Genomic DNA, 24,402 nt, shown 5'->3' on the forward strand with positions numbered 1-24,402 from the left:
CGCGCGGTCAGGCCAGCTCCAGCCAGCCGGACACCACCGCGCGGGCTTCGTCCACGCCCTGCTTGCTCTCGCTGGAGAACGCCTGCACCCCGACCTGGCCGGCACCGGCCGCGGCCAGTTCGCGCCGCACCGCCAGCACCGCCTGCGCCTGCTGGCCGCGGCCGAGCTTGTCGGCCTTGGTCAGCAGCGCGTGCGCCGGCAGGCCGCGGTTGATCGCGTAGTCGATCATCTGCCGGTCGTAGTCCTTGAGCGGATGGCGGATGTCCATGACCACCACCAGGCCGCGCAGGGCCTCGCGGGTCTGGAACCAGCCGTCGAGGAAGCGCTCCCAGTGGGCCTTCATCTCCATCGGCACCTTGGCGTAGCCGTAGCCGGGCAGGTCGACCAGGTAGCGTTCCGGCGCCACCTCGAAATAGACCAGCTGCTGGGTGCGGCCGGGGGTCTTGGAGACGCGGGCCAGGGCGTTCTGCCGGGTCAGGGCGTTGAGCGCGCTGGACTTGCCGGCGTTGGAGCGGCCGGCGAAGGCCACTTCGAAGCCGCCATCGGGCGGCAGCTGCGCGGGCGTGTGCGCGGAGCCCAGGTAGCGGGCCTTCTCGAGGGGATTGGACATGCGCACAGGATCGCACGAGTCGGCATCGCCGGGCTGCGCTGGCCGGGCATGGCCGGGATTTCGTTGACCGTCGCGCCCCGCCACAGGGATAATCCCGACGTTTCGCGGCCGTTCACCGGCCGCCTCCTGAATCGGGTTCCCGGAGCTCTAGCATGCGCCACGCTCGCGTTTTCGCCCTTGCCGGACTGACCCTCGCGGTCGCCACCGTCGCTGCCTACGCCAACCAGACCACGGTGGTGCCGGTGCCGGACAACGCGCCCGTGGAGACGGCTCCGCTGGAGGTGGACCTGAGCAAGACCCACTGGGGCGACGCCGAAGCCGGCGCCGGCCTGGCCGGCACCTGCGCCGCCTGCCATGGCGCCGACGGCAACCCGGTCGACCCGATGTACCCGCGCCTGGCCGGCCAGGGCGAGCTCTACATCGCCCGCCAGCTGGCCCTGTTCGCCAGCGGCGAGCGCCACAGCGGCCTGGCCGCGGTGATGGTGCCCTTCGCCCAGACCCTGAGCCCGCAGGACATGCGCGACGTCGGCGCCTACTTCGCGAAGCAGAAGTCCGGCGCGGGCGTGGCCGACGACGGCGAGATCGCCGACGGCACCTACGCCGGCCTGAAGTACTACCAGATCGGCGAGCAGCTGTTCCGCGGCGGCGACGCCGGGCGCGGCATCCCGGCCTGCATGGCCTGCCACGGCCCGACCGGCGCCGGCAACCCGGGCCCGGGCTACCCGCGCGTGGGCGGCCAGCACGCCGACTACACCGCCCGCCGCCTGCAGGAGTACAAGGCCGGCGTGACCAGCGAGCGCGACCCGGCCCGCTTCGGGATCATGGCCAAGGTCGCCCGCTCGCTGACCGAGGAAGAGATCGGCGCGCTGTCCAGCTACCTGCAGGGCCTGCATCCCCGCGCCGACGACGTGGCCGCCGCCGCCGAACCGCAATCCTGAACTTCGCGGCGCCGGCGCGGTCTGATGGCCGCGGTTCCTCTCTCCAGACTCGCGCCGGCCCCAGGGCCGGCGTCGTTTTTTCCGCCGGCCGGCAACGCCGGTCCCAGCCCGGAGACTCATCGATGAAGGCATTGCTGTCCGGACTCCTGCTCGCCGCCCTGGCCTTCCTGCCCGGGCCGACCCTGGCCGCCGACACGCCGGTGGCCGGGCGCGACTATGTCGAGATCCCGGGCGGCAAGCCGTGGGCGGCCAGGCCCGGGCGGATCGAGGTGGCCGAGCTGTTCGGCTATTCCTGTCCGCACTGCGCCCACTTCGAGCCGATGCTCAAGGAATGGAAGGGCCGCCAGGGCCGCGACGTCGACCTGGTGCCGGTACCGGCGGTGTTCGGCGGCTACTGGGACGCCTGGGCGCGCGCCTACTTCGCTGCCTCCGACCTGGGCGTGCTGGCGCGCAGCCACGACGCCGTGTTCGCCGCGATCCACCGCAACGGCGAGCTGCCGCGCAACCCGACCGCGCAGGAACTGGCCGCCTTCTATTCGCGCTACGGCGTGGACGCCGAGCGCTTCCGCGCCGCGCTGGCCGATCCGTCGGTCGACGCGCGCATGCGCCAGGCGCGCGAGTTCGCCGTCGCCAGCGGCGTGGACGCCACCCCGACCCTCATCGTCGCCGGCCGCTACCGCGTGCGCGGCAGCAGCCTCGAGGATTCGCTGCGCATCGCCGAATGGCTGGTGGCGCATGAACGCCAGGCCCTGAAGACCGGCCGATAACCCCCGGCGGCGGCCATCCCGACCTTGCGTTGACGGCCGACGACCCAACCTCTGCTTCCAGGAGACCATCCATGAGCAAGCGCCACCTCAGCCTCACCCTGCCGTTCCTGCTGGCCCTGGCCGCCTGTTCCGGCCCCGAGGCCCCGGCTCCGGCCGCCCCCGCCGCCGAGGCCCCGGCCGCCACGCCAGCCGAAACCGCGCCCGCCGCCAGCTCGGAGGCCTCGCCGCAGGCCGAGGCCGCCGGCACCGAAGCCGCCAGCGCCCCGGCGCAGGACGCGCCGGCTGCCCCGGTCGCGCCGGCCGCGCCGCAGGGCCCGGCCCCGGTCGCCGGCGTCGACTACATCGAGATCAGCGGCGGCCAGCCGTTCCAGCCGGCCACCGGCCGCATCGAGGTGGCCGAGGTGTTCGGCTACACCTGCCCGCACTGCGCCCACTTCGAGCCGGTCTACCAGGCCTGGAAGCAGCGCCAGCCGGCCGACGTGAACGCGATCCACGTGCCGGCGGCCTTCGGCGGCTACTGGACCCCGTACGCGCGCGCCTACTTCACCGCCGAGGCGCTGGGCGTGCTGCCGCAGACCCACGACGCGGTGTTCAACGCGATCCACGTGCAGCGCACCCTGCCGGTGTCGGCCAACGTCGGCGCCAAGGACCTGGCCCCGTTCTACGCCCAGCACGGCGTGGACGCCAAGCGCTTCGCCGACACCTTCGACAGCTTCGGCATCGACGCCAAGATCAACCGCGCCAAGCAGTTCGCGGTCCGCTCGAAGATCGACGCGACCCCGACCATCGTGGTCAACGGCAAGTACACCGTGCCGATCCCGGCTGCCGGCCCGGAGAAGATGCTGCAGACGGTGGACTGGCTGGTGGCGCAGGAGCGCGGCGCGCGCTGAGGCGCCGCCGCACGGACCGCATGGGCACCCCCACGCCCGCCCACGACGAACCCCACGTGCAGCCGCCGGTCGACGACGCCGGCGAAGGCGCAGCCGGCGCGCGCCGGCTGCGCGTGCTCAGTGCCAACATCCAGGCCGGTTCCAGCACCCGTCGCTACAGCGACTACGTGACCCGCAGCTGGTCGCACGCGCTGCCGGCCGGGCGCAAGCGTTCCAGCCTCGACGCGATCGCCAGGCTGGCCAGCGACCACGACATCGTCGGCCTGCAGGAAAGCGACCCGGGCAGCCTGCGCTCGGGTTTCACCAACCAGACCCACTACCTGGCCCAGCGCGCCGGCTTCCACTACTGGACCCACCAGCCCAACCGCAGCGTCGGCGGCGTCGCTTCCAGCGCCAACGGCCTGCTCAGCAGGCTGGAACCGGTGCGCACCAGCGACCATTCCCTGCCCGGCCGGATCAAGGGCCGCGGCGTGCTGCTGGCACACTTCGGCGACGACCGCGAAGGCCTGACCGTGGCCGTGGCGCACCTGTCGCTGGGCGCGCGTTCGCGGCTGGCGCAGCTGTCGTTCATCGCCGAGGTGCTGCAGGACCATCCCAACGCGGTGCTGATGGGCGACTTCAACTGCCTGCCCGACCAGCCGGAGATGGAAGTCCTCTACAGCCGGACCACCCTGCGGCCGCCGGAATGCCCGGTGCCGACCTTCCCCAGCTGGAAGCCGCAGCGCGCGATCGACCACATCCTGGTCAGCGGCCAGTTGCGCTGCATGGGCGCGAAGGCCATGCCGGCCGCGTATTCCGACCACCTGGCGCTGGCGATGGAGATCGAGGTGCCGGAGTCGGCGCTGCGCACCTGAGGCGCGGCGTCTGCAGTGCTGGCGGCGCGCACGCCGCCGCGCTCAGAACCCGTAGCGCAGGAAGCCGCCGTCCACGGCGATGCATTCGCCGGTGACGTAGCTGGCCGCCGGCAGGCACAGGAACGCGACCGCCGCGGCGACCTCCTCCGGTTCGCCGATCCGCCGCATCGGCGTGCGGTCGATCACTTCCTCGTAGTAGTCCGGGTCCGACAGCGGCCCGGAAGTACGCCGCGTGCGGATGTACCACGGCGCCACCGCATTGACCCGGATCCCGTCCTCGGCCCATTCGGCGGCGAGGTTGCGGGTCATCTGGTGCAGCGCGGCCTTGCTCATGCCGTAGACCACGCCGCTGCGCACGTGGGTGATGCCCGACACGCTGCCGACGTTGACGATCGACGAGGCGCCATGCCGCGCGAGCAGCGGATGCGCGTAACGCGAAAGCTCGAACGCCGAGAACAGGTTGGTCTCGAAGATCCTGCGCCACTCGTCCTCGGTGTAGTCCACCGCGGCCTTGGTGACGTTGCCACCGGCGTTGTTGACCAGGATGTGCAGGCCTTCCCCCTGGTCCTCGACCCAGTCGAGGATCGCCTGGCGGTCCTCGTCGTCGGCGACATCGGCGGACATGGCGAGGATGTCCTGCGCGGGATGGCGCTCGGCCAGCTCGTCGCGCACGTCCTGCAGCGCGTCCTCGGCGCGCGCCACCAGCAGCAGGTCCGCACCCAGCGCGGCGAGCTCGCGTGCGATGGCCAGGCCGATGCCCGCGGAAGCGCCGGTCACCAGCGCCAGTTGCCCGTCCAGCCGCCACCGGTTCGTCGTCATGGGCGTAGGATAACCCCGGCCTTCCACGGGAGTGCAGCGATGACAGCGATCCGCCGCCCGATGCATCCGGCCGCCATGCGCGCCCGCGCGCTGGCCCTGGGCCTGGCCGCTTTGGCCGCGCTGGCCGCGTGCCGGCCGGAACCGCCCCCGACCGAACAGCCACCCGAACCGCAGGCGCAGGCCCATAACGATCTGCGCGACGCGATCCGCGCGCCGCAGGACAAGGCGCGGGCGACCGGGCAGACCCTGCAGGACGCCGCCGACCGGCAGAAGGCCGCGGTGGACGCGGCCGAAGGCGGCTGAGCCAAGGCGCCACCGGAAGGCCACGCGCGCTCCACGTAGAGTCGGGCTCGCCCGACTCCCCCGCCTGATGTGCCAGGCCGGGTGGAAAAGCAGCGGGGCAAGCCCCGCTCTACGACGCGGCCGAGGCGATCGAGCGCTGCCCCGTAGAGTCGGGCTTGCCCGACTCCGCCGCCTGGTGTGCCAGGCCGGGTGATGAAGCAGCGGGGCAAGCCCCGCTCTACGACGCGGCAGAGGGGCGACGCGCGCTGCCCCGTAGAGTCGGGCTCGCCCGACTCCCCCGCCTGGTGTGCCAGGCCGGGCGAAGAAGCAGCGGGGCAAGCCCCGCTCTACGGGGCGGCGGGCATGGGCCCGCCGCTTCGCCGGGTCACCAGCCGCAGAAGCAGTAGGCCAGCGACTTCACCGGGGCGCCGTTGCGGTCGCGCAGGGCGTTCTCGACGAAGCGCAGCTGCGCCTCGGTTTCCGGCATGGTCCGGGCCAGCGCGGCGCGGGCCAGGCCCGACTCGTGCAGCAGCACGCCGCCGATGCGGGTGCCGGCGAAGCCGGACATGAACTGCGCGAACGGCGACGCCGGCTTCTCGATGTAGCGCACGCGGTACTTGCCGTCTTCCAGGCTTGCGCGCGAAGCCGCGTCGGCGACCGCATCGCCGAAGCCGCCCAGCTCGTCGACCAGGCCGCGCTCCTTCGCCTGCGCGCCGCTCCACACGCGGCCGCGGGCGACCGCGTCCACTTCCTCGACCGGCTTGCCGCGCGCGGCGGCGACCTTGCCGGTGAAGTCGGCGTAGCCCTTGTTGATCACCGCCTGGATGACGCGACCCACTTCCGGATCCAGCGGACGGGTCACGTCGAAGGCGCCGGCGAAACGGGTGGTGCTCACGCCGTCGGTGTGTACGCCGATCTTGTCGAGGGTGCGGGTGAAGTTCGGGACCAGGCCGAAGATGCCGATCGAACCGGTGATGGTCGACGGATCGGCGTAGATGCGGTCGGCGTCCATGCTGATCCAGTAGCCGCCGGATGCGGCCAGGTCGCCCATCGACACCACCACCGGCTTGCCTTCGGCCTTCAGCAGCTCGACCTCGCGGCGGATCTGCTCGGAGGCGAACACCTCGCCGCCGGGCGAGTCGACGCGCAGCACCACCGCCTTCACGTCCTCGTCCTCGCGCGCCTGGCGCAGCAGCGCGGCGGTCGATTCGCCGCCGATGCGGCCGGCCGGCTGGTCGCCGCCGGTGATCTCGCCCTCGGCCACCACCACCGCCACCTGCGGGCGCTTGTCGACCGGCAGGCGACGGCTGTCGACCTGGGCCAGGTAGGCCTGCAGCGAGATGTTGCGGAAGCCGCGCTCGTCGTCCTCGTCGGCGACACCGCGCTCGGCCATCAGCTGCTCCACTTCCTCGCGGGTCTTCAGCCCGTCGACCAGCTTCATCTGCAGCGCGTGCCGGGCCAGGTCACCGCCGGCGGCTTCGATGCTCTCCGGCAGCGCGTTGATCTGCGCGCCCAGCTGCGCCGGATCCAGCCCGCGCGCGCTGGCGACGTCGGCCAGGTAGCGCTGCCAGACGTCGTTCATCCAGTACAGGTCCGCTTCCTTCGACTCCGGCGAGGCGGCGTCGAGGATGTACGGCTCGGCCGCCGACTTGAACTCGCCGACGCGGAACAGGTGCACGTCCACGCCCAGCTTGTCCTGCAGGGCGGTGCGGAAGTACTGGCGGTAGCGGGCCAGGCCTTCCAGCAGCAGCGAACCCATCGGGTCCAGGTAGATCTCGTCGGCCTGCGCGGCCAGCAGGTACTGGCCCTGGCCCATGCCTTCGCCGTAGGCGACGACCTGCTTGCCGCTGGCGCGCAGCTCGGCCAGCGCCTTGGCCACCTCGCGCATCGAGGCCATGCCCGACGGCTGCAGCTTGTCCAGCTGCAGCAGCACGCGCTCGATGTGCTTGTCCTCCTTCGCCGCCTCGATCGCGCGCAGCAGGTCGCGCAGCTGGATCTCCTCGGCCGAGGAATCGCCCATCGCCCGCGCGAACGCACGGCTCACCGGGTCGGTGGAGAACTGCTCGACCAGCCGCCCTTCCGGCGCGATCACCAGGGTGGTGCGCTCGTGCAGCGGCTTGGCGCCGCTGCCCTTGCCCAGCGCGGCCACGAACACCAGCAGCATCAGGAACAGCAGGCCGAAGAACAGCAGGTTGAGGATCAGCCGCCGGGTGAAGTTCATCACGTCCCACAGGCCCACGAAGAACGTGGCGACGGGATTGCGGCGCGGCGGCAGGGGGGGCGGGATCATCGGGGAGCGGCTCCGGCGGAGGGCATGCGGGGTTCTACGCAGGCAGGATAGCCCCAGCACCGCGGGCTTTCATACGCCTTAAGTCAGGGTGCCACCAGGCGGCGCCTCGCTGGCGACCGGCGGCGGCAGGTTGCGCAGGCGCCAGTTCAGGCGCGCGCCCATCAGGATCGCGGCGGCGGTCAGGCCGGTGATCAGGCCCGCCCACATGCCCTGCGGGCCCAGCCCCAGGCCCAGGCCGAGCACGGCGCCCAGCGGCATGCCCAGGCCCCAGTAGGCGACCGTGGCCAGCAGCATCGGCACGCGGGTATCGCGCAGGCCGCGCAACGAACCAGCCGACATCACCTGGATGCCGTCGGGGAACTGGAACGCGGCGGCGAACAGCAGCAGGGTCGAGGCCAGCGCCGCCACCGCCACGTCGGAGGTGTAGACCGAGACGATCGCATCGTGGCCCAGCAGCAGCACGGTGGCCGAACACAGCTGGGTGCCCAGGACGATGGCGTAGCCGGCGTAGGCGGCGCGGCGCACGCCGGCCGGATCCTGCGCGCCGAGCGCATGGCCCACGCGCACCGTGGTCGCCTCGGCCAGGCCCATCGGCAGCATGAAGCACAGCGCGGAGACATTGATCGCGATCTGGTGCGCGGCCGCCGGCACTTCGCCCAGCCGCGCGATCAGCAGCGCGGTGGCGATGAACAGCCCGCCTTCCATCAGCACGGTCACGCCGATCGGCAGGCCGGTGGCGAGCAGGCCGCGGATCACGTTCCAGCGCGGCGGCTCCATGTGCGAGAACAGCGCCAGCGGCGCGAACCGCCGCGACCTTCCCAGGTAGAACGCGAAGGTGAGCGCCTGCAGCCACATCACCGTGGCCGAGGCGGCGCCGAGGCCGGCCGCGCCCATCTCCGGCAGCGAACCGACGCCGAAGGTCAGCACGTAGCCCAGCGGCGCCAGCACCGCCAGGCCGCCGAAGCCGAGCAGCATCGTCGGCAGCGTCCAGTGCGTGCCTTCACTGAGGTAGCGCATGCAGAAGAACATCACCATCGCCGGCGCGCCCCAGCGCACCGCGTGGCAGAACGCGGTCGCGCCGGGAATGATGTCCGGGGCGATGCCGAACGCACCCAGCGCCAGCGGCACCACGCTGAGGAAGCCGAACATCAGCAGGCCCAGGCCCAGTGCCAGCCACAGCGCCTGGCGGAACAGCGGGCCGATCTCGTGGCGGCGCCCGGCGCCATCCAGCTGCGACACCGACGCGGTCAGCGCGATCAGCGTGCCCAGCGGCACCATCATCGGCAGCCACATCAGCGCCGTGCCCACCGTCACCGAGGCGAGCGTGCGCGTGCCGTGGTGTCCGGCGATGACGTTGTCGACGAAGCTGATCAGGCCGGTGGACACGTGGCCCAGCACCAGCGGCAGGGCGAGCGTGGCGGTAGCCCGCAGTTCGCGACCGAAGCGCGGCGGGGAAGCGTTGGACATGGGAAGCGTCGGGAAGCGGGCTGCGGCCGTGCAGGGGGCACTGGTACCGGGCTCCGGCAGGCCGCTATCTTAGCCGCCGCCCGATCCCCTCCGTTATCCGACCGATGAACGACAGCCATCCGGCGGCCTGCCAGAACTGTGCGACGCCGCTGCAAGGCGCGTTCTGCCATGTCTGCGGCCAATCCGCGCACAACCCGGTGCGCAGCTTCGCCCACGCGGTGGAGGAAGTGTTCGAGTCGTTCTGGCACCTGGACGGGCGCATCTTCCGCAGCCTGCGCAGGCTGCTCTCGCCCGGCGCGCTGGCGCGCGACTACCTGGCCGGGCACCGCGCGCCCTACGTGGCGCCGATGCGCATGTTCGTGGTGCTGTGCGTGATGGCGTTCTTCGTCGGCCGCGTGGTCGACCTGGGCCTGGACATCGAACTCAACGTGGACGATGCCGCGGACAACAAGCCGCTGCTCAGCAGCGACGCGGCCATGCGCGGGGCCAGCTCGATCGAGGAAGTGCGCAGGATCCGCGAGCAGGCCATCGCCGGCCTGGAAAAGGCGCGCGAGGAAACCCCGACCTACCTGGCGCCCGTGCTCGCCGGCTACGACAAGGGCATCGCCGACATACGCCGCGCCGCCGACCGGCGCATCGTCGAACTCGGCGGCACGCCGGAGAGCGCGCCCGAGGCCAAGGCGGACGCGGCTACCGCGGAAACTCCCGCGGCCGCCGCTCCCGCCGCACCGGCCAGGCGCGAACCCAAGAATTGGCGGGAGCGCCAGGCGCTGCGCATGCAGCAGAACCTGGCGCGCGTGCGCGAGGATCCCGGCCTGTACCGCGCCGCACTGATGGGCGCCGTGCCCAGCGCGCTGTTCGTGCTGGTACCGCTGTTCGCGCTGCTGCTGAAGCTGCTCTACCTTGGCTCCGGTCGCAGCTACCTCGAGCACCTGGTGGTGGCGCTGTACAGCCACGCCTTCCTGTGCCTGGCGCTGATGGCGCAGTTCGGCCTGGTCGCGCTGGCCAACCACTACGCGCAGACGCCGCTGGGCAGCACCGCCAGCGTGGCCTCGTCGCTGCTGCTGGCGTGGATGCTGGTCTACCTGCTGCTGTCGCAGAAGCGCGTGTATGGCGAGGGCTGGCTGGCGACCACGCTGCGCTTCCTGGTCGCCGGCTCGGTCTACATCTTCGTCATCAGCATCGCCTCCGGCGCGGTGGCGCTGTGGGCGCTGGCCAACCTCTGAAACGGGCCGCGCCGGACGGGGCCTACTCGCGTTCGCGCTGCTCCAGCCAGGGTCCGCGCTGCGAAGGCGCGGTCGCCAGCAGGTCGCGGCGCAGCTTCTCGCGTTCGTACGGCGGCGTGCGCCAGGCCAGCGCGCCCAGGCGCGCGCGCTGGTCGGCGTCCAGCGCGCGCAGCGCGGCCAGCAGCGGCCGGCGCTCGGCTTCCGGCACGAATCCCACCAGCGGTTGCAGGGCGACGTAGTCGGCGCCCAGCTCGGGACCGAGCAGCCAGCCGCGGCGTTCCATCGCATCCAGCGCGGCGAAGCGCGCGCGCAGCCTGGCCTGCGCCGCCGGGTCCAGCGCCTGGAACTCCGCGGCGGCGGCGCGCAGCTGCGCCTGCGCCTGGGGATCGAGCTGCGACCAGGTTTCCAGGCCCGAGGCCGGATCCGGGTCGGCGGGCGGCGCGGGCGACTCCTCGCCCTGGCCGGCGCGCTCGCGGTCCAGGCGCGAGCCGGGCATGCCGGCGGCGTACCAGGACAGCAGGGCCAGGTCGGCCACCAGCGGGTCCTCCTGCAGGGCCAGCGGCAGCGAGGGCTCGCCGTCCGGCGGCGTCGCCGGGGCTTCCGGTGGCGGCAACGGTTCGACCACGACCGGGTCGGCGTCGTGCACGCGGCCGTCGTCCGGCGGCGGGGCCAGCTCTTCGCGGGTCGCCGACGGCGACGCCAGCTTGGGCCAGAAGTACCAGACCGCGCCGGCCAGGCCGAGCAGCAGGGCGAGCACGCCCAGCCAGCGCAGCGGACGGCTTGGCGGGCGCGGCGCCCGCACCCGCGGCGCCGGCGCTGCCGGCGCGGGCGCTTCGGAGCCGGGCGGAAACTGCCCGGCCAGGGCCGCTTCGTGCAGCTCGCCCAGCCAGGCCAGGCGGTCCGGGGGGAGCTGGCGGCCGACCTGCTGGATCGCCTCGGCCTGGCGGCGCCAGCCGGCAGCATCGGGCGCCCCGTCGGCATCGCGCGGGCAGGCCTCGGCCAGCGCCTGCTGGTAGCCGGCGAGCTCCAGGTCCATCGCCTCGGCCGCGGCGGCCTCGTCCAGGCCGGCGACCTGGCGCAGCAGCAGGGCTCGGCGTGCGGCCAGCGGCATCCGCCCCAGGAAGCCCAGGTCTTCCGGCCAGCTGCCGCGCCCGGAGCCCGGAGGCAGGGCCAGCAGCAGCTTCCAGAACCGGCCCGGCCACTCGCCCATCGGCATCGTCGCGGCCGGACCGGGGAAGGCACGGATGGCGGCGGCCAGGGCATGGCCGGCGCCGCGCTCGTCGCCGTCCTGCAGCCAGAGGAATACGAAGGCGCGCCGTTCGACGCCGCGCAGGAAGGCGTTCAGGGCGGCGGGCAGTTCCGTCGTCCGGGGGGAGGAAGGGTCGTGCATTGGAACTCCGTCGGGCCTGCAGGATACGGCCGGCGCGCCCGGATGGGGTCCTTGACAGGGACGCGGAAGCTGTTCCAGCCCGCTGTTACAAGGCTTGGCGGCTGCGCGGTTGTGCACAGCGCAAATTTCCCCCGCGCAGGAGGGCCGTTTCCGGAGCCGCGCCAGCGCCGCCGCGGTGTTTCACGGCCAAGTGGTTGATTTAAAAAGGCCTTTTCATGTGGCGTTTTTTTGACCAACCTGACTGACCCGCTTGAAATGCCGTCGTTGCGCCGTGAAGCACTACGGTCATGCACAAGCTTATCCACAGCTTGTGTGGATAAGCCGAAATCTCCAACTGTGGCGGCGGTTTACATCCCCTTCATCAGGCCGGCCAGAGCAATTGCCGGCAAACGGCCACCGGTCGTGGCCGGGACCGCCTGGCTTAGACTGCCGCGATGCCCGCCGCCCCTGTCTGCCTGCAAGTCGCCCTGCCGGTTCCGCTGCCCCGGCTGTTCGACTACCTGCCCCCGGAGGGGCTGGAGGCGACCCCGGACCTGGTCGGACACCGCGTGCGGGTGCCGTTCGGCAACCGCGAGCTGGCCGGGGTGGTGCTGGGCGTGGGCCCGGCCGAGACCGACACCGGTCTGCGCCAGGCCATCGCCCTGCCCGATCCGGAACCCCTGTTCGCGGGCGAGCTGCTCGATTCGCTGCGCTGGCTGGCCCGCTACACCCACGCCCCGGCCGGCGAGGTCTTCGCCACCGCCCTGCCGGCCGCCCTGCGCGGGGCCGACCCGCTGCCCGACACCCATGCCTGGGCCTGGGTCCTGACCGAAGCCGGCGCGACCGGGCGCGAGGGCCTGCGCCGCAACACCCGTCCGCAGCGGCTGGCCGGGCTGCTGGCCGAAGGCCCCTGCCTCGAGGACCGGCTCGACTCCACCCTGGAGGGCTGGCGCGAGGCCGCCCGCGCCCTGGCGAAGCGCGGCTATGCCGAGCGCGTCGCGGTGCCGGCGCATGCCGCCGCACCCGCGCCGCAACCGGGCCCGACGCCCAACGACGAGCAGCAGGCCGCGATCGACGTGCTGCGTGCCGCCGGGGGTTTCACCCCGGTGGTGCTGGAAGGCGTCACCGGCAGCGGCAAGACCGAGATCTACCTGCACGCCATCGCCGACTGCCTGGCGCGCGGCCGCCAGGCGCTGGTGCTGGTGCCGGAGATCGGCCTGACGCCGCAGACCCTGGCCCGCTTCCGCGCGCGCCTGGGCGTGCCGGTGCACGCGCTGCATTCCGGGCTCAACGACAACGAGCGCGCCCGCGTGTGGGTCGCGGCGTGGCGCGGCGAGGCGCGGGTGGTCGTGGGCACGCGCTCGGCGGTGTTCACCCCGCTGCCGGAGGCCGGGCTGATCGTGGTCGACGAGGAACACGACGGCAGCTACAAGCAGCAGGACGGGATCCGCTACCACGCCCGCGACTTCGCCCTGGTGCGCGGCAAGGCGCTGGGCGTGCCGGTGCTGCTGGGCAGCGCCACGCCTTCGCTGGAGACGCTGCACAACGCCCGCGCCGGCCGCTACGCGCACCTGCGCCTGCGCCAGCGCGCCGGCGACGCGCGGCCGCCGGCGGTGCGCATCCTCGACGTGCGCAAGCGCCCGCTGCAGGCCGGCCTGGCGCCGGAAGTGCTGGACATGATCGGCGCCGCGCTGCGCGACGGCGGCCAGGTGCTGGTGTTCAAGAACCGCCGCGGCTACGCACCGGTGCTGCTGTGCCACGACTGCGGCTGGAGCGCGCACTGCCCGCGCTGCAGCAGCGCGCTGCAGGGCACGCCGATGACCGTGCATGCCGGCGGCGGCCGGCTGGTGTGCCACCACTGCGGCCACCGCCAGGCGCGCCCGCCGGCCTGCCCGGACTGCGCCAGCCTGGCGCTGCAGCCGCAGGGCATCGGCACCGAACGGCTGGAGGAACTGCTGGCCGAACGCTTCGCCGACTGGCCGGTGCTGCGCATCGACCGCGGCACTACTGCGCGCCGCGACGGCCTGCAGAAGCTGCTGGCCGAACTCGGCGATGCGCCCGGCATCCTCGTCGGCACGCAGATCCTGGCCAAGGGCCACGACCTGCCCAATCTCACCCGCGTGGTGGTGGTCGGGGTCGACGAAGGCCTGTTCTCCTCCGACTTCCGCGCCGGCGAGAAGCTGGCGCAGCTGCTCATCCAGGTGGCAGGCCGCGCCGGCCGCGCGCGGCGCCCGGGCGAGGTGTGGTGGCAGACCCACCACCCGGACCACCCGCTGCTGCACGGGCTGATCCGCGGCGGCTATGACAGCTTCGCCGACGAGGAGCTGGCGCTGCGCGAGGCGGCCGGCTTCCCGCCGTTCGCGCACCTGGCGATGCTGCGCGCCGAAGCGCAGCAGGCCGACGCGGCCGGCGCCTTCCTGCGCGCGGCGAAATCGCTGCTGCGCGATGCGGCCGGCGACGACGCCACGCTGGAGCTGCACGGCCCGATCACCGCGCCGATGGCACGCCGCGCCGGGCTGTACCGGATGCAGCTGCTGCTGTCGGCGCCCGCGCGCCGCACCCTGCACTCCAGCCTGGACGCGGCGCTGCCGGCGATCCACGCCCTGCCCGAGGCGCGGCGCACGCGCTGGTCGCTCGACGTCGACCCCGTCGACCTCTACTAGGCGCCCGTAGCCCGGATAAGCGAAGCGCATCCGGGAACGGATGCGTCGTTCGAACCGAACGCTAGCCCGTCTTCTTCCTCGCCGCCCGCTTCCGCGGCCGGTCGCGCACCCAGATGGTCTTGTCGTCCTGCTTCACCTCGAACAGGCCGCTGTCCTTCACCAGGTCGCTGAGCTTGCGGTAGCCGTAGTTGCGCGGGTCGAACGAAGCCTGGTTGCTGATCTGGCTGCCGACCACGTCCAGGCGGGTCCAGCCGTCGTCGCCACTGCCGGACTCCACCGCGCTGCGCAGCATCTGCACCAGGCGCGCGTCCGCGCGCAGGTCGCGGGCCACCTTGGGCGCCTCCTGCTCGGCCTTGCCATTCTGTTCCGGCACGCCCAGCGCTTCGACGTAGGTGAACTTCGAACAGGCGTTGACGAACGGCAGCGGGGTCTTCTTCTCGCCGAAGCCGTACACCTTCACCCCGTCGGTGAGCAGGCGCATCACCAGCGGGGTGAAGTCGGCGTCGCTGGAGACGATGGCGAAGCCGTCCAGGTTGCGCGCGTACAGCAGGTCCATCGCATCGATCACTATCGCCATGTCCGAGGCGTTCTTGCCGGTGGAATAGGCGAACTGCTGGATCGGACGGATCGCGTACTCGTGCAGCACCGCCTCCCAGCTCTTCAGGTGCGGGTTCTTCCAGTTGCCGTAGGCGCGGCGCACGTTGGCCACGCCGTAGCGCGCCACCTCCGCCAGCACCACGTCGATCTTGGCCGCCGGCGCGTTGTCCGCGTCGATCAGCAGGGCGATGCGCTTTTCCGGTTCGGCCATGGGGACACCGTGGGCAATGGGATGGCGGCAGTCTGGCACAGCGCCGTGGTGGTGGCGGCAAGACGCGGCCCGGCCCATCCCCTCCCCCGCCATGCCATCATCCGCCCATGGCAGCGACCCTCGAACTCACTCCCGCCCGGCGCCTGCGCAGCATCTTCAGCGGCTCGGTCGGCAACCTGGTGGAGTGGTACGACTGGTACGTCTATGCGGCGTTCTCGCTGTACTTCGCCGAGGTGTTCTTCCCCGGCGGCGACCGCACCAGCCAGCTGCTGAAGACCGCGGCGATCTTCGCGGTCGGCTTCCTGATGCGCCCGCTCGGCGGCTGGCTGCTGGGCCGCTACGCCGACCGCCACGGACGCAAGGCCGCGCTGCTGCTGTCGGTGTGGATGATGTGCAGCGGTTCGCTGCTGATCGCGCTGACGCCCGGCTATGCCAGCATCGGCGTCGCCGCGCCGGTGCTGCTGGTGCTGGCGCGCCTGCTGCAGGGCCTGTCGGTCGGCGGCGAATACGGCACCTCGGCGACCTACCTCAGCGAGATGGCCAGCCGCGAGCACCGCGGCTTCTGGTCCAGCTTCCAGTACGTGACCCTGGTGCTGGGCCACCTGCTGGCGCTGGGCGTGCTGCTGTCGCTGCAGCAGCTGCTCGACGGCGAACAGCTGCGCGCGTGGGGCTGGCGGATCCCGTTCGCGATCGGCGCGCTGGCCGCGCTGGTCGCGCTGTGGCTGCGCCGGACCATGCTGGAGACCGAGTCCTTCGTGCGCAGCGAGGCCGACGACTCGCCGGCGCACCAGCGCAGTCAGGGCACGCTGCGCGCGCTGCTCCGGCACCCGCGCGCGGTGCTCACCGTGGTCGGCCTGACCATGGGCGGCACCCTGGCCTTCTATACGTACACCACCTACGTGCACAAGTTCCTGGTCAACAGCGCCGGGCTGTCGACCGAGGCGGCGGCGCGGGTGAATGCGTCGACGCTGTTCCTGTACATGCTGCTGCAGCCGGTGGTCGGCGCGCTGTCGGACCGCATCGGCCGGCGCCCGGTGCTCATCGCCTTCGGCGTGCTGGGCACGCTGTTCACCGTGCCGATCATGATGCGGCTGCAGACCGTGCAAGGCGCCGGCGAGGCGTTCTGGCTGGTGCTGGCGGCGCTGGCGATCGTCACCGGCTACACCTCGATCAACGCGGTGGTGAAGGCCGAGCTGTTCCCGGTGGAAGTGCGCGCGCTGGGCGTGGGCCTGCCCTACGCGCTGACCGTGGCGACCTTTGGCGGCAGCGCCGAGTACGTGGCGCTGTGGTTCAAGCACCACGGCATGGAGAGCGGCTTCTACTGGTACGTCACCGCCTGTATCGCAGGCTCGCTGGTGGTCTACCTGCTGATGCCGGACACGCGCACGCATTCGCGGATCGACCAGGACCCCCACTGACCCGACGAGGACACCCATGCCGACTGCACGCCCCGATCTCCCGCACGTGGTGGTGGTCGGCGGTGGCTTCGCCGGGCTGTGGGCGATACGCGCGCTGGCGAATGCACCGGTGCGCATCACCGTGGTCGACCGCAGCAACCACCACCTGTTCCAGCCGCTGCTGTACCAGGTCGCCACCGCGGGCCTGTCGGCGCCGGACATCGCCGCGCCGCTGCGCTACATCCTGCGCCGGCAGGCCAACGCCGAAGTGCGCCTGGCCGAAGTCACCGCCGTCGATCCGGCGGCGCGCACGGTCACGCTGACCGATGGCGCCCGGCTCGCGTTCGACTACCTGCTGCTGGCCACCGGCGCGACCCACGCCTACTTCGGCCACGACGAATGGGCGCCACACGCGCCCGGGCTGAAGTCGCTGGACGATGCGCTGGAGCTGCGCCGCAAGCTGCTGCTGGCGTTCGAACGCGCCGAGGCCTGCGAGGATCCGGCCGAACGCGCGGCGTGGCTGGACTTCGCCATCGTCGGCGGCGGCCCGACCGGCGTGGAACTGGCGGGCACCCTCGCCGAGATCGCCCGCCACACCCTGCGCGACCAGTTCCGCCGCATCGACCCGGCCAGTGCGCGCGTGCGCCTGCTCGAAGCCGGCTCGCGGGTGCTGGCCTCGTTCCCTGGGGACCTGTCGGAGAAGGCGCGGCGGCAACTGGAGAGGCTGGGCGTGGAAGTGCGCACCGGCGTGCCGGTCACCGCGATCGATGCGGGCGGGTACCGCCTCGGCGACGAGTACGTGCGTTCGCGCACCATCGTCTGGGCCGCGGGCGTGGCGGCCTCGCCGCTGGCGCGCTCGCTGGGCGTGCCGCTGGACCGCGCCGGGCGCGTGCCGGTGGAACCGGACCTGTCGGCGCCCGGGCACCCGCACGTGTTTGTCGCCGGCGACCTCGCCGCGGCGACGCGGCCGGACGGCACGCCGGTCCCGGGCGTGGCGCCGGCCGCCAAGCAGATGGGCCGGCACGTCGCCACCGCGATCCGCGCGCGGCTGCGCGGCGTGCCCGCGCCGGCGTTCCGCTACCGTGATTTCGGCAACCTCGCCACCATCGGCCGCATGGCCGCGGTGGTGGACCTGCATGGCTTCAAGCTGTCCGGCGTGCTGGCCTGGTGGTTCTGGCTGGCCGCGCACGTGTTCTTCCTGATCGGCTTCCGCAACCGCCTGTCGGTGCTGCTCAACTGGGCGTGGGCGTACTGGAGCTACCAGCGCGGCGCGCGGATCATCCTCGGCCGCGACGCGGACGACGCGGACGACGCGCCGCCGCACTGAGCGCCGCGCTCAGCCGCGGTCTTCCGGCAGCCGCGCCGCCGGCAGGTGCCAGCCGTGGCGGATCGCCATGTAGCGCAGGCCGAAGCAGACCAGCGCGCCGAACGCCATCGCCGGCGTGCGCGGCAGCGCGAACACGTCGGCCAGCGCGACCACGCCGCCACCGGCCAGCGCCGCCACCGCGTACAGCTCGGCCTGCAGCACCACGGGCGTGCGCGCCACCAGCACGTCGCGGGCCACGCCGCCGCCGATGCCACTGAGCATGCCCAGCAGGGTGGCGGCGAACGGCGACAGGCCGAAGTCCAGCGCCTTGCCCGTGCCCAGCACCGCGAACAGCGCCAGGCCGGCGCCATCGAAGATCTGCACCGGGTTGCGCATGCGTTCGATCGCCTCGTGGCGATAGAAGGTGACCACGCCGGCGAGCATCGCCGTGGCCAGGTAGCGCCAGTCGGCCAGCGCCGCCGGCGGCTGCGCGCCGATCAGCACGTCGCGCGCCAGGCCGCCGGACACCGCCGCCGCGCAGGACAGCACCAGCACGCCGAAGAAATCCAGGCGGTAGCGCACCGCCAGGGTGCCGCCGCTGAGCGCGAAGACGAAGGTGCCGATCAGGTCGAACAGCAGCAGGAGCAGGCTCACGGCAGGTCGGACTCCAAGGGTCGGGGGCAAGCCTCGCAGCGATGCACTCGGCTGTCATGGCGCGCCTGCTGGCGATCGCGGCGCGGCCCATCCGCAAAAACAAAACGGCCCGGGAGGTCCCGGGCCGTCGTTCGCGCACTGCAGTGGCGATCAGGCCGCCAGCAGCGCGCGCATCTTCTTCATCGCATTCGCCTCGATCTGGCGGATGCGTTCGGCGGACACGCCGTACTCGTCGGCCAGCTCCTGCAGCGTCACCTTGCTGTCGGCATCCAGCCAGCGACGGGCGACGATGTCGCGCGAACGCGCATCCAGGCTCGCCAGGCCTTCGCGCAGCAGCTCCAGCTGGTGGTCCTCGCTGTCGGCACGCTCGTAGGCCAGCGACGGGTCCTCGTCATGCGAGACCAGGTAGGCCGACGGCGCCGGCGGCGCGTGGTCGTCGTCCTCGTCGGCCGGGGCGTCGAAGCCGATGTCGCGGCCGGACAGGCGCGCTTCCATCTCCAGCACTTCGCGCTCGGAGACGTTGAGGTCCCTGGCCACCGCGCTGACTTCCGCGGCGTTCATCCAGCCGAGCCGGGTCTTGGCCTTGCGCAGGTTGAAGAACAGCTTGCGCTGGGCCTTGGTCGTGGCGACCTTCACGATGCGCCAGTTCTTCAGGATGAACTCATGCATCTCCGCGCGGATCCAGTGCACGGCGAAGCTCACCAGGCGCACCCCGAGGTCCGGGTCGAAGCGCTTGACCGCCTTCATCAGGCCGATGTTGCCTTCCTGGATCAGGTCGCCCAGCTGCAGGCCGTAGCCGCTGTAGCCCCGCGCCACGTGCACGACGAAGCGCAGGTGCGAGTGCACCAGTTCGCGGGCCGCGTCCAGGTCCTCGTGGTCGCGGTAGCGGCGGGCCAGGTCCTGCTCGGCCTCGACGCTGAGCACCGGGATCTGGTGGACGGCGTTGATGTAGGCCTCCAGCGACCCGAGCGGGCTGGGAATCGGCAGGTTGTTGGCAACCAGGCTGGTATTGGAACGGGTCTGGATCATGGCATCCATCTTAGCAATTGGGTGGTTGGACTGCTAACACCGGGAATGGTTCCCTGCATTGCATCCATGCAACGTCCCAGGCCGCAGGGAGACCATGAAAATCAATGGTTTACCCTGCGAATTCTGAACGGCGGCGGCCGCAGCCAGGGCCATGGTGCGCCGCAGTCCGCCAATCCCGTGTGAGGCCGTCCGGCGGGGGTTTCAAGGGCCCCTGCCGTCAGTCATGGTGGCCTCAGGCCGGCCGGTCCGGCAGGTCGAAGACCAGGACCTCGGCATCCTCGCCGGCCTCGATCCGGACCTCCGGCTCGTCGCGGTACAGCAGGGCGTCGCCGGCGCCCAGCGCGCGGCCGTTGACCGTGGCGCGGCCGCGGACCAGGTGGGCGTAGCCCAGCCGGCCCGGGGCCAGGGCCAGCCGTCCCGCCTCCGCCCCGTCGAACAGCCCGGCGTACATCCGCGCGTCCTGGTGGATGCGCAGCGAGCCGTCGGCCGCGTCCGGGCTGACCAGCAGGCGCAGCCGGCCGCGTTTTTCCGCGTCGTCGAAGCGCTTCTGCTCGTAGCCTGGGGTGATCCCGGTGCGCTCCGGCAGGATCCAGATCTGCAGGAAGTGGGTCGTGCCCTCGCGGTCGTGGTTGAACTCCGAGTGGGTGATGCCGGTGCCGGCGCTCATCCGCTGCACCTCGCCCGGCAGGATCCGCTCCACGTTGCCCATCGAGTCCTTGTGGGCCAGCGCGCCCTGGACGACGTAGCTGATGATTTCCATGTCGCGGTGGCCGTGGGTACCGAAGCCCTGCCCGGCGGCGACGCGGTCCTCGTTGATCACCCGCAGCGGTCCCCACTGCACGTGCTCGGGATCGAAATAGCTGGCGAAGGAGAAGCTGTGCCAGGAATCCAGCCAGCCGTGATCGGCATGGCCGCGCTCGGCGGCAGGTCGCAGGGTGATCACAGGGCACCTCGGGGGTTGAGGGTGGCAAGCTGGCGATCGCGGCGCCAGGCGTCGATGCTGAAGGCGCCGGCGCCGTTGGCGGCCAGCATCAGGAAGCCGCCGGCCAGGGCCACGTTCTTCATCAGGTGGATGAACTGGTTCGGGTCGGCGAAATCGGCGTGGAACAGCAACCCGGTGGCCAGCGAGAAGGCGGCCAGCGCCAGCGAGGCGCTGCGGGTGAAGACGCCGGCGAGCACCGCCAGGCCCGCGCCGATTTCCAGGGCGATCACCAGCGGCAGCAGCGCGCCGGACACGCCCATGTTTTCCATGTACTGCTGGGTGCCGGCATAGGCGGCCAGCTTGCCCCAGCCGGAAACGATGAAGATCAACGACGGGCCGATGCGGCCCAGCAATGCGTAGAGGTGGCTCATGACGGCCTCGATCCGCGGGGCGGATCCGGCGGAATCCGGATCGGGGGCGCCCTGCGATTGGCCGACAGGATGATTGCTGTCATGCATGGAATAAAGACCAGTAAGGTCTACTAATCGTTCCGTTAATATCAACAAAGTCTGGGCCGGCGCCCTGACCGTTCTGCGTGGACCTCCTGCGGCCTCAGCCCGCGCGCAGGAGCGCCTCGAGTTCCGCCCGCGGCGGCAGCGACCAGTCGATGGGGGCCTGGCCCCGGCGCTCGAGGTACTCGTTGGTCGCCGCGAAATGCCCGCAGCCGAAGAACCCGCGGTGCGCCGACAGCGGCGACGGATGCGGCGCCTTCAGCACCTTGTGCCGGCGCGGATCAATGACCTTGCCCTTGGCCTGGGCGTAACTGCCCCACAGCAGGAACACCAGGCCCTCGCGTTCGCGCGCCAGGGTCTCGATGGCGTGGTCGGTGAAGCCTTCCCAGCCCTTGCCCTGGTGTGCGCCGGCACGGCCCTCCTCCACGCTCAGCACCGCGTTGAGCAGCAGCACCCCGCGCCGCGCCCACGGCAGCAGGCAGCCGTGGTCGGGCCGTTCGATCCCCAGCTCCTGGCGGATTTCCTTGAAGATGTTGTCCAGCGACGGCGGCACCGGCACGCCCGGCTGCACCGAGAAGCACAGCCCGTGCGCCTGGCCCGGACCGTGGTACGGGTCCTGGCCGAGGATGACGACCTTGACCTGGTCGAACGGCGTGGCGTCGAACGCGGCGAACAGCTGCGGCCCCGGCGGATAGACCCGCGCCCCGGCCGCCTTGCGCTGGCGCAGGAACTCGGCCAGCGCGCGCATGTCCGGACGCAGCAGCCAGTCGCCGATCCGCGCCTTCCACGACGGCTCCAGCCGGATCGCCGCGCGCGCGGCCGCGTCGTCCACCGAAGCGGGAACGTCGCTCATCGAGCGGACCACGCGTACTGCACGAGCATGGCTCAGCGGCGCTCCAGCCGGGCCACGCGCAGCTGGAACAGCACCTTGGTGACCAGCAGGCGTTCCTCGATCGGCTTCTGCACCAGGTCGTTGGCGCCGGACTTGAGCAGTTCGGACTGGTTGTCGCGGTTGCCGTCGCCGGTCATTACCAGCACCGGCAGGCGGCGCTTGCCGTAGGCGAAGTCGATGCGGATGCGCTCGACCACGTCGCGCCCGCTCAGCTCGCCCTTGAGGGTGACGTCGGTGAGGACCAGGTCGATGCGCTCGGGGATGCGGCCCAGCGACTCGGCGGTCAGCAGCGCGAACGCCTCCTCGGCGGTGAGCACGTGGATGACCTTGAGCTTCTGCCGCTCGAGCATGCGCCGGGTCGCCTCGGCCACCACCCGGCTGTCCTCGATGTACAGCACGGTGGCGCCCTCGATCGGCTGCGGCTGCACGTAGCCGCGGATGAACTCGGCCAGCGCGTCGTGGCCCAGCGACTTGTCGAAGTAGTCGGTGACGAACTCGGTGAAGCGGCGCTCGACCAGGTGCTGCTGCGCATCGCCGGAGACGACGATCACCGGCACGTAGGCCTGGCCCGCCGCCTCGCGCACGCTGCGCGCCAGCTCCAGGCCGTCGCCGTCGGGCAGCGACAGCGCGGTGGTGACCAGGTCGACCGCACCGGCTTCCAGTGCGGCACGCGCCTCGGCGATGCTGGCACAGCCGACCACCTCCACGCCCGGGAGCGCGCGCTGAAGCACGTCGCCGATCAGCTTGCGGACCAGTTTCGAGCCGTCGGCCACCATCACCCGCGGCGCATCGCTGATCAGGTGCTTGAGCTCTCGGACTGCCATCAGGTCTCCGTGGGCCGGGTCTGCCGGAGGAAATGCCCAGTGACCGCCCAGGCCCCCAGCCACCCCAGCAGGACGGTCCCAACCAATACCATCGACCCGTGCAGTACATCCAGCCCCTTGAGCGAGAACTGGCTCCCGTAGCTGGCGGTCAGGGCGGCCAGCGGCTGGTCCAGGGCGGCGCCGGCGCCGGCCAGCAGGGCCAGGGCCAGCAGCCCCGCACCCAGGCCGTACCAGACGCCGAGGTACAGGAACGGCCGGCGGATGAAGCCGTCGCTGGCGCCCAGCAGCTGCAGCACGCCGATCTCCTCGCGCCGGGCCTGGATGTCCAGGCGCACCGTGTTGCCGACCACCAGCAGCGCGCCCAGCCCCAGCAGCAGGGACAGCACCACGACCACGCGCTGGCCGAACGCCAGCCAGGCGTCCAGGCGCCGGCGCCAGACCGCGTCGTGCTGGACCAGGTCGGCCTCCGGCAGCCCCTCCAGCACGGTGGCCAGGCGCGCATCGGCGGCGCTGTCGCCGGCAGCCGGGGTCACCACCAGCAGGCTCGGCAGCGGATTGCCGCCGAGCACGTCGAGCGCATCGCCCAGCCCGCTGCTGCGGCGGAACTCCTCCAGCGCCTGCTCCGGCGTGCGCAGCTCCACCGCCGCCACGTCGCCGCGCGCGCGCAGCGTGTCGGCCAGCGTCGCCGCACCCTTCGCGTCCACGTCCATCTTCAGGAACAGGTTGATCTCGCGCGACTCCTGCACGCTGCCGGCGAAGTGGCGCAGGTTGTCCATCACGATCGACAGGCCCAGCGGCAGCGCCAGGGCCAGGCCCATCACCGCCACCGTCAGCAGCGTCGCCCACGGCTTGCGCAGCGCGCGGCCGAGGCTGAAGGCCAGGCTGTGCACGTGCTGGTCGAACCACACGCGCAGCCGCGAGGGCGATGCGGACGCGGCGGCACCATTGCCGCGGGCGGGCCTGGTCGCGGCGTTCATTCGGCGAGGTCCTGTGGGGAGATGTCGTCGACCAGGCGGCCGTGGTCCAGCACCAGCACGCGCTTGCGCATGCGCTTGAGCAGCGGCAGGTCGTGGCTGACCACCAGCACGCTGGTGCCGCGCTCGGGCAGGCCGGCGAACAGTTCCATGATCTCGGCCGACAGCGTCGGGTCGAGGTTGCCGGTGGGCTCGTCGGCCACCAGCAGGCGCGGCTCGGCGATGATCGCCCGGGCAATGCCCACGCGCTGCTGCTCGCCGGCCGACAGCTGCGACGGCAGCGCCTTCTCGCGGTGGCCCAGTCCCATGCGCTCGAGCACCGAACGCACCCGCTTGCCGATCTCGGCGCGGCGCGTGCCGCGCAGGATCAGCGGCAGCGCCACGTTCTCGCCGATCGTGCGGTCGGTCAGCAGGCGGTGGTCCTGGTAGACCACCCCGACCTCGCGCCGGTGCATCGCCACCTTGCCGCCGCGCACGCGCTGCAGGTTGCGCTCGCCGAACACCACCGTGCCGCGGCTGGGCCGCTCGGACAGGTGGATCAGCTTGAGCAGCGTGCTCTTGCCCGCGCCCGAGTGCCCGGTGACGAACAGCATCTCGCCCTCGTCGACCTCGAAACTCACGTCCACCAGCGCCTGGTGGCCGCCGGGGTACTGTTTGCTGACGCTCTCGAATCGCAGCACGCTCATGCGGCGATTATGCAGTTCGGCGCGTCCCGGGCGACAGGGCGGGGGATCGTCCTTGCGGGCAGGTGGGCGGGAGGCCGGTGCGGGCTGCATCGCGCCCCCCGGATGCGCTGCGCTTGTCCGGGCTACGCAAGAGCCCTTCTCCCACCGGGGTGAGGCGGCATGTTTGCGCGCCACTGGCGCGCATGCCGGCGAACGCATGCGTCCCACGGACGGGAGCCCGGGC

General features: G+C 72.1%; 23 protein-coding genes. 9 read left to right on the top strand and 14 right to left on the bottom strand.

Going from position 1 to position 24,402, the window contains the following annotated elements:
• Nucleotides 1-7: 7 nt before the first annotated feature.
• Nucleotides 8-610, bottom strand: coding sequence for a ribosome biogenesis GTP-binding protein YihA/YsxC (yihA, locus tag M503_RS0105115; protein WP_028919286.1), 603 nt, complete (start codon nt 608-610; stop codon nt 8-10).
• Between the two features lie 152 nt (nt 611-762).
• Between yihA and M503_RS0105120 the strand changes: the two genes are divergently transcribed.
• From M503_RS0105120 to M503_RS0105135, 4 genes are all read left to right on the top strand, one after another.
• A complete protein-coding gene (locus M503_RS0105120; RefSeq protein ID WP_028919285.1) occupies nt 763-1,548 on the top strand; it encodes a c-type cytochrome in 786 nt (261 codons plus the stop codon).
• A 122-nt stretch (nt 1,549-1,670) separates the two neighbouring features.
• Nucleotides 1,671-2,315, top strand: coding sequence for a thiol:disulfide interchange protein DsbA/DsbL (locus tag M503_RS0105125; RefSeq protein ID WP_028919284.1), 645 nt, complete (start codon nt 1,671-1,673; stop codon nt 2,313-2,315).
• A 71-nt stretch (nt 2,316-2,386) separates the two neighbouring features.
• Nucleotides 2,387-3,205, top strand: a complete 819-nt coding sequence (locus M503_RS0105130; protein WP_028919283.1) for a thiol:disulfide interchange protein DsbA/DsbL — start codon at nt 2,387-2,389, stop codon at nt 3,203-3,205.
• Nucleotides 3,206-3,318: 113 nt separating this feature from the next.
• Complete coding sequence (locus tag M503_RS0105135; protein ID WP_028919282.1) at nt 3,319-4,059, top strand: endonuclease/exonuclease/phosphatase family protein; 741 nt, start codon at nt 3,319-3,321, stop codon at nt 4,057-4,059.
• Between the two features lie 42 nt (nt 4,060-4,101).
• On the opposite strand, the gene M503_RS0105140 is transcribed toward M503_RS0105135, so the two are convergent.
• Nucleotides 4,102-4,878 (bottom strand): SDR family oxidoreductase, encoded by a 777-nt coding sequence (locus tag M503_RS0105140; protein ID WP_024868537.1) that lies wholly within the window; start codon nt 4,876-4,878, stop codon nt 4,102-4,104.
• 39 nt (nt 4,879-4,917) lie between these two features.
• Here M503_RS0105140 and M503_RS0105145 point away from each other — a divergent pair, with 39 nt between their 5' ends.
• A complete protein-coding gene (locus M503_RS0105145) occupies nt 4,918-5,181 on the top strand; it encodes a hypothetical protein (RefSeq protein ID WP_428992215.1) in 264 nt (87 codons plus the stop codon).
• Nucleotides 5,182-5,545: 364 nt separating this feature from the next.
• Here the strand turns inward: M503_RS0105145 and sppA are convergent, their stop codons facing one another.
• Together sppA and M503_RS0105155 are read right to left on the bottom strand one after the other, a co-directional pair.
• The gene (gene sppA / locus M503_RS0105150; RefSeq protein WP_028919280.1) at nt 5,546-7,450 is read right to left on the bottom strand and encodes a signal peptide peptidase SppA; all 1,905 of its coding nucleotides are present in this window, start codon (nt 7,448-7,450) and stop codon (nt 5,546-5,548) included.
• A 78-nt stretch (nt 7,451-7,528) separates the two neighbouring features.
• Nucleotides 7,529-8,917 carry an MATE family efflux transporter gene (locus M503_RS0105155; protein WP_028928131.1) on the bottom strand — a complete coding sequence of 463 codons (1,389 nt, stop codon included), beginning with the start codon at nt 8,915-8,917 and terminating at the stop codon, nt 7,529-7,531.
• A gap of 104 nt (nt 8,918-9,021) precedes the next feature.
• On the opposite strand from M503_RS0105155, the gene M503_RS0105160 reads away from it, so the two are divergent.
• On the top strand, nt 9,022-10,143 hold the full coding sequence (locus M503_RS0105160) for a DUF3667 domain-containing protein (RefSeq protein WP_028919279.1): 1,122 nt from the start codon (nt 9,022-9,024) through the stop codon (nt 10,141-10,143).
• A gap of 22 nt (nt 10,144-10,165) precedes the next feature.
• Here the strand turns inward: M503_RS0105160 and M503_RS17715 are convergent, their stop codons facing one another.
• Nucleotides 10,166-11,533, bottom strand: a complete 1,368-nt coding sequence (locus M503_RS17715) for a hypothetical protein (protein WP_051414273.1) — start codon at nt 11,531-11,533, stop codon at nt 10,166-10,168.
• Nucleotides 11,534-11,967: 434 nt separating this feature from the next.
• Here M503_RS17715 and M503_RS0105170 point away from each other — a divergent pair, with 434 nt between their 5' ends.
• Nucleotides 11,968-14,175 carry a primosomal protein N' gene (locus M503_RS0105170; RefSeq protein WP_028919278.1) on the top strand — a complete coding sequence of 736 codons (2,208 nt, stop codon included), beginning with the start codon at nt 11,968-11,970 and terminating at the stop codon, nt 14,173-14,175.
• A gap of 61 nt (nt 14,176-14,236) precedes the next feature.
• On the opposite strand, the gene M503_RS0105175 is transcribed toward M503_RS0105170, so the two are convergent.
• A complete protein-coding gene (locus tag M503_RS0105175) occupies nt 14,237-14,983 on the bottom strand; it encodes an NYN domain-containing protein (RefSeq protein ID WP_028919277.1) in 747 nt (248 codons plus the stop codon).
• Nucleotides 14,984-15,090: 107 nt separating this feature from the next.
• Here M503_RS0105175 and M503_RS0105180 point away from each other — a divergent pair, with 107 nt between their 5' ends.
• Together M503_RS0105180 and M503_RS0105185 are read left to right on the top strand one after the other, a co-directional pair.
• The gene (locus tag M503_RS0105180; RefSeq protein ID WP_028919276.1) at nt 15,091-16,401 is read left to right on the top strand and encodes an MFS transporter; all 1,311 of its coding nucleotides are present in this window, start codon (nt 15,091-15,093) and stop codon (nt 16,399-16,401) included.
• Between the two features lie 16 nt (nt 16,402-16,417).
• Entirely contained in the window at nt 16,418-17,707 is a 1,290-nt protein-coding gene (locus M503_RS0105185; protein WP_028919275.1) for an NAD(P)/FAD-dependent oxidoreductase, read from the top strand.
• A 9-nt stretch (nt 17,708-17,716) separates the two neighbouring features.
• Here M503_RS0105185 and M503_RS0105190 read toward each other — a convergent pair whose 3' ends face one another.
• The 8 genes from M503_RS0105190 to ftsE all read right to left on the bottom strand — a co-directional run bounded on the left by M503_RS0105190 (nt 17,717) and on the right by ftsE (nt 24,179).
• Entirely contained in the window at nt 17,717-18,340 is a 624-nt protein-coding gene (locus tag M503_RS0105190) for a trimeric intracellular cation channel family protein (protein WP_024868527.1), read from the bottom strand.
• Between the two features lie 150 nt (nt 18,341-18,490).
• Complete coding sequence (gene rpoH, locus M503_RS0105195) at nt 18,491-19,369, bottom strand: RNA polymerase sigma factor RpoH (protein ID WP_028919274.1); 879 nt, start codon at nt 19,367-19,369, stop codon at nt 18,491-18,493.
• 232 nt (nt 19,370-19,601) lie between these two features.
• Nucleotides 19,602-20,312: a pirin family protein gene (locus tag M503_RS0105200; RefSeq protein WP_028919273.1), complete on the bottom strand. Its 711-nt coding sequence runs from the start codon at nt 20,310-20,312 to the stop codon at nt 19,602-19,604.
• Nucleotides 20,309-20,722 (bottom strand): DoxX family protein, encoded by a 414-nt coding sequence (locus tag M503_RS0105205; RefSeq protein ID WP_028919272.1) that lies wholly within the window; start codon nt 20,720-20,722, stop codon nt 20,309-20,311. The genes M503_RS0105200 and M503_RS0105205 overlap by 4 nt, the downstream gene beginning before the upstream one ends.
• Before the next feature lie 181 nt (nt 20,723-20,903).
• Nucleotides 20,904-21,656, bottom strand: a complete 753-nt coding sequence (gene ung, locus M503_RS0105210; RefSeq protein WP_051414275.1) for a uracil-DNA glycosylase — start codon at nt 21,654-21,656, stop codon at nt 20,904-20,906.
• Between the two features lie 32 nt (nt 21,657-21,688).
• Nucleotides 21,689-22,519 carry a response regulator gene (locus tag M503_RS0105215; RefSeq protein WP_028919270.1) on the bottom strand — a complete coding sequence of 277 codons (831 nt, stop codon included), beginning with the start codon at nt 22,517-22,519 and terminating at the stop codon, nt 21,689-21,691.
• Complete coding sequence (gene ftsX / locus M503_RS0105220; RefSeq protein ID WP_028919269.1) at nt 22,519-23,496, bottom strand: permease-like cell division protein FtsX; 978 nt, start codon at nt 23,494-23,496, stop codon at nt 22,519-22,521. Before ftsX ends, M503_RS0105215 begins: the two co-directional genes overlap by 1 nt.
• Nucleotides 23,493-24,179 carry a cell division ATP-binding protein FtsE gene (gene ftsE, locus M503_RS0105225; protein ID WP_028919268.1) on the bottom strand — a complete coding sequence of 229 codons (687 nt, stop codon included), beginning with the start codon at nt 24,177-24,179 and terminating at the stop codon, nt 23,493-23,495. Before ftsE ends, ftsX begins: the two co-directional genes overlap by 4 nt.
• Between the last annotated feature and the right edge of the window lie 223 nt (nt 24,180-24,402).

It is taken from the genome of Pseudoxanthomonas suwonensis J47, from assembly GCF_000513955.1.
Taxonomy (GTDB): Bacteria; Pseudomonadota; Gammaproteobacteria; order Xanthomonadales; family Xanthomonadaceae; genus Pseudoxanthomonas; species Pseudoxanthomonas suwonensis_C.

What these genes read in the sequence shown, in the direction of transcription:
- M503_RS0105175 (WP_028919277.1), bottom strand. Translation starts at nt 14,983, where the DNA reads ATGGCCGAACCGGAAAAGCGCATCGCCCTGCTGATCGACGCGGACAAC.
- M503_RS0105155 (WP_028928131.1), bottom strand. Translation starts at nt 8,917, where the DNA reads ATGTCCAACGCTTCCCCGCCGCGCTTCGGTCGCGAACTGCGGGCTACC.
- M503_RS0105185 (WP_028919275.1), top strand. Translation starts at nt 16,418, where the DNA reads ATGCCGACTGCACGCCCCGATCTCCCGCACGTGGTGGTGGTCGGCGGT.
- sppA (WP_028919280.1), bottom strand. Translation starts at nt 7,450, where the DNA reads ATGATCCCGCCCCCCCTGCCGCCGCGCCGCAATCCCGTCGCCACGTTC.
- M503_RS0105140 (WP_024868537.1), bottom strand. Translation starts at nt 4,878, where the DNA reads ATGACGACGAACCGGTGGCGGCTGGACGGGCAACTGGCGCTGGTGACC.
- M503_RS17715 (WP_051414273.1), bottom strand. Translation starts at nt 11,533, where the DNA reads ATGCACGACCCTTCCTCCCCCCGGACGACGGAACTGCCCGCCGCCCTG.
- M503_RS0105160 (WP_028919279.1), top strand. Translation starts at nt 9,022, where the DNA reads ATGAACGACAGCCATCCGGCGGCCTGCCAGAACTGTGCGACGCCGCTG.
- rpoH (WP_028919274.1), bottom strand. Translation starts at nt 19,369, where the DNA reads ATGATCCAGACCCGTTCCAATACCAGCCTGGTTGCCAACAACCTGCCG.
- M503_RS0105205 (WP_028919272.1), bottom strand. Translation starts at nt 20,722, where the DNA reads ATGAGCCACCTCTACGCATTGCTGGGCCGCATCGGCCCGTCGTTGATC.
- M503_RS0105170 (WP_028919278.1), top strand. Translation starts at nt 11,968, where the DNA reads ATGCCCGCCGCCCCTGTCTGCCTGCAAGTCGCCCTGCCGGTTCCGCTG.
- M503_RS0105125 (WP_028919284.1), top strand. Translation starts at nt 1,671, where the DNA reads ATGAAGGCATTGCTGTCCGGACTCCTGCTCGCCGCCCTGGCCTTCCTG.
- yihA (WP_028919286.1), bottom strand. Translation starts at nt 610, where the DNA reads ATGTCCAATCCCCTCGAGAAGGCCCGCTACCTGGGCTCCGCGCACACG.
- M503_RS0105215 (WP_028919270.1), bottom strand. Translation starts at nt 22,519, where the DNA reads ATGGCAGTCCGAGAGCTCAAGCACCTGATCAGCGATGCGCCGCGGGTG.
- ftsE (WP_028919268.1), bottom strand. Translation starts at nt 24,179, where the DNA reads ATGAGCGTGCTGCGATTCGAGAGCGTCAGCAAACAGTACCCCGGCGGC.
- M503_RS0105145 (WP_428992215.1), top strand. Translation starts at nt 4,918, where the DNA reads ATGACAGCGATCCGCCGCCCGATGCATCCGGCCGCCATGCGCGCCCGC.
- M503_RS0105180 (WP_028919276.1), top strand. Translation starts at nt 15,091, where the DNA reads ATGGCAGCGACCCTCGAACTCACTCCCGCCCGGCGCCTGCGCAGCATC.
- ftsX (WP_028919269.1), bottom strand. Translation starts at nt 23,496, where the DNA reads ATGAACGCCGCGACCAGGCCCGCCCGCGGCAATGGTGCCGCCGCGTCC.
- M503_RS0105120 (WP_028919285.1), top strand. Translation starts at nt 763, where the DNA reads ATGCGCCACGCTCGCGTTTTCGCCCTTGCCGGACTGACCCTCGCGGTC.
- ung (WP_051414275.1), bottom strand. Translation starts at nt 21,656, where the DNA reads ATGAGCGACGTTCCCGCTTCGGTGGACGACGCGGCCGCGCGCGCGGCG.
- M503_RS0105130 (WP_028919283.1), top strand. Translation starts at nt 2,387, where the DNA reads ATGAGCAAGCGCCACCTCAGCCTCACCCTGCCGTTCCTGCTGGCCCTG.